Genomic DNA, 3830 nt, shown 5'->3' with positions numbered 1-3830 from the left:
CTATGGTGGTCTCGATAACTTCCATTTTCCTTGATCTGGCGCACCTTTTCAACTTCTATTGACAATTTTATTGAGGTTCAACTGCGAAATCTAGGATTAAAGTTCTTCATTGTGAAACGTCCCCCTCGATCTAGTCTTAGAATCCTATTTTCTAGCATAGACAAAATATTAACCTCCCATGGTGAAAATTGTAAAAAAACAAGAAATATATTCCAATTTATTACTAATATATACCATAAACCCCTTTTTTATAATCATATGTATGCATATTACATACTTAGGAACGCGATTATTAACAAAATTTACTTTTATAGGTAAATATTTGTTGCCTGTACAATGACCATTATATTTACTTGGAGGTATAGTAATCATTGCACAAGTAACAAGTTTCATGTAAATAAGGATGGTGGGTAGCCAATGTTTGATAAATTATTCTTTGAACTAGGTAGAATGGTCTATACTCTAGGACCTGACGGACCTGATTGGATGATACTCGCATTGTTTGTTCAGATTATATTGGTGTGTTTCCTAGTTTGGCTATCATTGATTGTGCCCCGCATCATGAGAGTATGTGTGTTATTCATCGTTATAGCATCTATGACTTATTTTCCACTTGCCGCCTTTCCTTCCTTACTAGTAAATGGTTATCTACATATGGGACTTATTTCACCCTGGCACATCCAAAACGTGCCTCAAATCTTACATTTTCCCACACTTTGGTTATTCTCTTTATGTGGGCTTCACGTTTATCATCATGGTCTTAAAAGACATTATTCCAATCATGGCCAACTCAGGATCGATTCGAATTTCCATGTCTGGACCTGCTATCAAGTCCCCATTGAGTTCAAAGTAATGGGTCATACTAATGACATTAGGCACCAGATTTTCGATTATTAAGTCCATGAAAGGCTCAGACCTAAGTATCAGATTCCCATCCGATTTTGAGAATTCTAAAAGCTTATTTTCTAAGATTTCATTTAGTAAATTGAAATTTTTTTGATAGATCATGTCAATATCCTCCGATTACCCACGTCTACATCACGTGGGTTGTTTTTAAGCCCACCCGATGTAGGGGCTATTTGGAGTCTATTTACGCTGTATTGCTTATATAGCCAAATTTCTAAATCAAGTTGTCTTTCCCCATGCTCGAGGGATCAGCCATAATCCTACTATCCCTTAAATCGATTTAACGTAATCCAGCCACACATGACTGCATCTTCTACCTTTGATAAATACTGACTACCACCCGTCGCCGGGCGGTAGTTCCCATAACGTTCTTCCGTTCCATGTCTGTTCACTTATAGGACCAAAGGAAAAATCGTAGAACATTTGCTCACTTATCACCATGCTTTTTAATCCTCGACAGATTGCTTTTAATGCTTTAGTCCTTAATTCATACGCTGTGTCAACACGGGCAATGGAGATACGAACATCCGTAAAAAGCTCGGAAACCCCTCGTTTATTAAACTAATCATTAAGGTTTTCGTCTTTGTCCTTTCGTACGCTCTCAACTCTTTCCTTTACTTTTTCCATATTTTTTTCTCCCTTAGTTTTTTAGTGTCCGAATGCAACAAAAAACCCTATCAGGAAAAGCGCCTTAGACAGGTTAGACTACACCTGTATACACGCTTAACCCAATAGGGTTGCATTCTTGCGGAAATGTCACTACGGACTAGTTGTTAATGACCAAATTATAACATACTGATTGTAAATATGGTAGATATTTGTTAATTGAAAATAAGTTATTGATCCCACGCGGTTTTTGAATTGAAAAATCGGCAGCCTTCGAAAAATAAGTTTTAGACTGATCCGATAACAGCAGCGCTCACTCGGGCACTGCCTATGTTTTTTTTGTTTTATGGTATATATGTTACACCTTCTGTGTAGGAATTGTTAGCATTCCAGATTAGGTATTCATTAACCCCAGCATTTTTTAAGGCTTTAATTTGTGCATCTACTTCAGCCTTGCCATATTTAACATAATTGCCGGCACCTAACCAACTTGCTGTAAAGTCTTGAATCCAAGGACGTGATAGGGGTGGAGTCTTGAGTTGTGCAAACTTCTCTTTTTCAGCTTTCATATATTCGGTAACAAGTTTATATGGCTCTTTATCTGGTTTTGAGATTCTGAAATAACCATTGGACCAATGACTTGGATAAATCATAGCCGAAATTACATCTACTGAGCTAGAAATGCGGTTAAAGTTCTGACCGATACCTGGAGCTTCAGGCAATGTAGCAGAATATCCGAAGATATCAACAGAGACTTTTACTTCATACGGTTTTAGTTGTTCTTTGGCATATGCGACAAAGTCGCTGACAGCATCAACACGAAGCTGTGTCATACTTGCTTTATCGCTAAAATCCGGTGCTTGGGGTGCTTCTTTTTTAAGGTCAGACAAGCTCTTTTGAGCATCGTCCATTGCTTTTTTATTTGCATCGGTTTTCGCTGAATTGTAGGTATTAGTAGCATCAGTCAACTTTATCTGTAAAGAAGACAAATCGTCTTGATATTTCTTAGAGGCTTCAGCATAGTCTTTTTCTTCTTGTACAAACTTAGTTGGTTTCTTATCCTTATAATCACCCAATGAATATTTAAGAACTTTGTCCCTACTTTCAAAGCCTTCTGGGAATCGAACATAGTCAAATTGGATTTCTTTAAACCCAAGTTCTGCAGCTAATTTTGCTACCTCTACATTGTGATCCCATGTTTCTTTAAGGAACGGGTTGATAAACCCATCACCGTTAGAATTACGCCAAGTACTGTTACCGTCTACATAAGAAAGGTCTGGACGCTTTTTAGCCAAAACCATATCTTTAAAGGAAACAATACGAGCGATATAGTAGATTTTATGCTGTTCAAGAGTTTTCATGAGTGCTTGAGCATCTTTTATGTAAGGCTGGCCAAATTCTGCAAGTTTTCCCTCTGGCTTAAATGTGATATAGCCGTCATCATCCTTTATGTCTATCACCATTGCATTTAGGTCGGTGTTATCAATAAGTGACAGAAGTTTAGTCATACGCTCCCCACCAGCTGACCAACCTGTTACATAAATTCCACGTACAGCATCTGGATAATTGAAATGTACTGGGGGATCAAATGCAGGTGCTTGACTTACTGCAGGTGTGGGCGAAACCACTGTTGGTGAATTTGAGGGCGATGTTGTGGGTGTGGGCGTGAACTCTGGGGCAGTCGTAGATGGCTGTTCTGATGGATTCGGTGCGTTCAGAGCTACTTTTGACGACAAACAAGCTGACAACGCGATCACTAAAAATAGCATAATAAAAATAAGACCTTGTTGCTTCACGATGTTCTCCCCCTTCTCCCAAAATCACTAAATTTCTAGTAGTTATATTTTAATTGGTAATTAAAGGGTGATGTCCGGACACTTATCTTCATAAAATAAAGATTTGGCTATAAAAAATAGCCATTTGCATTAACGGGAAACAGTATATTCGATGATGCTCAATAATTGAAGTATTCGTGAATTGTGTAAACGATGCTGCTCGTTCGTTCAATAAAAAAAAAAAAGAGCCGGCTAAAGCAGCTCCTGCACTAAAGTTTCCCTTTATTGGAATAAAAAACGAGTAGAGATACCAAAGCATGCTTCTTGTTCACCCGTTATTTCCATCTTATCGTTACGTCTCTAAATATGAGTACATATAATAGCATTTAGCCACACTTTATTTAATAAGAGTAATTATTATGCAACTAACGATCACCGTTTAGACAAATTGCTCTTCTGTCAAGAAAGTGGACACCGCTTAGCTAAGCTACACTCTCGTAGTACAACTGTTCAAATTGCAATGGCGACATGTAACCAATTGTA

2 protein-coding genes are annotated in these 3830 nt (G+C 37.9%); both read right to left on the bottom strand.

Annotated features, from left to right (window positions below; translation table 11 throughout):
* Positions 1-729: 729 nt before the first annotated feature.
* Positions 730-1008, bottom strand: coding sequence for a DUF6908 domain-containing protein (locus G519_RS0137930; RefSeq protein ID WP_029198970.1), 279 nt, complete (start codon positions 1006-1008; stop codon positions 730-732).
* A gap of 848 nt (positions 1009-1856) precedes the next feature.
* Positions 1857-3308 carry a putative glycoside hydrolase gene (locus tag G519_RS49690; protein ID WP_029198969.1) on the bottom strand — a complete coding sequence of 484 codons (1452 nt, stop codon included), beginning with the start codon at positions 3306-3308 and terminating at the stop codon, positions 1857-1859.
* Positions 3309-3830: the final 522 nt, after the last annotated feature.

Source organism: Paenibacillus alginolyticus DSM 5050 = NBRC 15375 (assembly GCF_000422905.1).
In the GTDB taxonomy this organism is placed as follows: domain Bacteria; phylum Bacillota; class Bacilli; order Paenibacillales; family NBRC-103111; genus Paenibacillus_E; species Paenibacillus_E alginolyticus.
The sequence above is the reverse complement of the archived record's forward strand: the minus strand, read 5'-3'. Positions and strand labels throughout refer to the sequence as shown.

Excerpts from the sequence above, each read along its gene's own strand:
- G519_RS0137930 (WP_029198970.1), bottom strand. The coding sequence starts at position 1,008 with ATGATCTATCAAAAAAATTTCAATTTACTAAATGAAATCTTAGAAAAT.